Below are 1678 nucleotides of genomic sequence, written 5' to 3'. Positions count from 1 at the left end.
TGTCAAAGCCATTTTGAAATGTCCGCTTACTGGCCAAGTTCAAATGTCCGCTTTTAGGGGGTGGGAATCGGTCTCTCACCCGGTTTTTATTCACGCAGTGTCGAAGGATAGCGTTTGAACTGGCAGGGCGCTTACGCCTGTTCCACCGTCCCTTGCAGACCGCCGGCCAGGTTTTCGAGATTGCGGTTGTGCCTGTCTTTGCCGGGCAAGATCCACGATCGTCTGTTCGACGTCAGCCTGCGTGAACTCGCGTTGCTTCTTCTTGCCCGCCGAACGACTTTGGACTTTGGTTGGCGCGCCCAGATGTGTTCGGGAGGGTGCCTTGCCGATGCGCTGGTTATCGCGTTGTGCCTGAATTGCCTGAGAGACCTGAAGCACGTGGCCCAGTCGCTTGTGTTCGACGACCGCGGCCTGATCGATCTCGGTCAGCCGGTCGTACTGCCTGCATGGCAGAACACGACCGTCCACCCGGAGTTCGATACGCGCATCCGGGTACTCCCAGACTTCGATATATCGATCAATCAGCTTGCGATGTTCCGGCGTATCCTCCAGCAGGTACATGACCTTGTCGTATTGCACCGTCAGCGACTTTGTCACCTTGCGCGGCTCGCGCCAGGTGAGTACCAGATCAAGGCTTTCGTCAGCGCGAAGCGGCCGGTGTGCGTCGAAACTGCTCCTGGGCGGCTTGGCGAAACGCGCGTTATAGGCCGCCATGAAAGCAGGCGCGTATGCATTGGCCTGGGTGACCGTGCTGATGCCACGCAGCCGCAGTTCCTTCACGAGACGATCCTGCAGCGTCAGATGGGCGCGCTCGACGCGGCCTTTGGCCGGACTGCTGTTCGCGCAAAACGTGTCGATATTCAGTTCGTACATGGCACGGCCGAAGTGGGTCACGCTATTGCCATCCTTGTTCGCGCCCGTCTTGCGAAACACGCTGTACTTGTCGCTATACAGTGCGCCTGGTTTGCCGTGCTGCTCGATGTATGCACGCGTCGCTTCAAAGTAGCTGAACGTCGATTCGGTCGCCGTGAAATGCAATGCCATCAGCCGGCTCGTCGCATCGTCGACATACACCAGCAGTGCGCACGCCGGCGCCCGATCCTCAAACCACCGATGATCGCAACCATCGATCTGGATCAGTTCGCCCAGACAGGCGCGACGAGCACGTGGCTGATAGATTTTCGGCGGACGTTGACGGCGCGGCACCCACAGCTGGGCATCCATCATCAATTGCCGGACCGTTTCCTTCGCCAGGCGGATGCCGTGGCATTCACGCAGCTTCTCGCAGGCCAGCGTCGGCCCGAAATCCGAGTAGCGATCCCGGATGATCGAGATGGCCCGATCGGCTGTCACAGCGTCCAGGCGGTTGTTGCTGGGCTTCGAGCGACGACGCGACACAAGCCCCGGCGCTCCGTGGTCACGCAGTCTGCCGACCAGTCTGCGGATCTGCCGTGTCGTCAGCCCGAGTCGCTCGGCCGCCCGCGACGGCTTGAGTTTGCCGTCCGCTACATCCTGAATGACCTTGAATCTGTCCAGCTCTCGCATCGTCATCGTTATCCGTTCTATTACTGCCATCGAAGCTCCCCGTGCCGGACAACCGGCGGCAGGACAGCTTACGCGGCGCAAAAGCGGACATTTGAACTTGGCCAGAAGCGGACATTACAACTTAGCCGCTACA

At 59.7% G+C, this 1678-nt stretch carries 1 protein-coding gene; it reads right to left on the bottom strand.

All coding sequences use genetic code 11. The features are described from left to right. Positions 1–90: 90 nt before the first annotated feature. Entirely contained in the window at positions 91–1575 is a 1485-nt protein-coding gene (locus tag ACLFKU_RS43290) for an ISNCY family transposase (RefSeq protein ID WP_410853332.1), read from the bottom strand. Positions 1576–1678: the final 103 nt, after the last annotated feature.

The sequence above is a fragment of the Paraburkholderia sp. EG304 genome (assembly GCF_046543485.1).
GTDB classification, from domain to species: Bacteria; Pseudomonadota; Gammaproteobacteria; order Burkholderiales; family Burkholderiaceae; genus Paraburkholderia; species Paraburkholderia youngii.
This window is presented reverse-complemented; position numbering and strand designations above follow the sequence as displayed.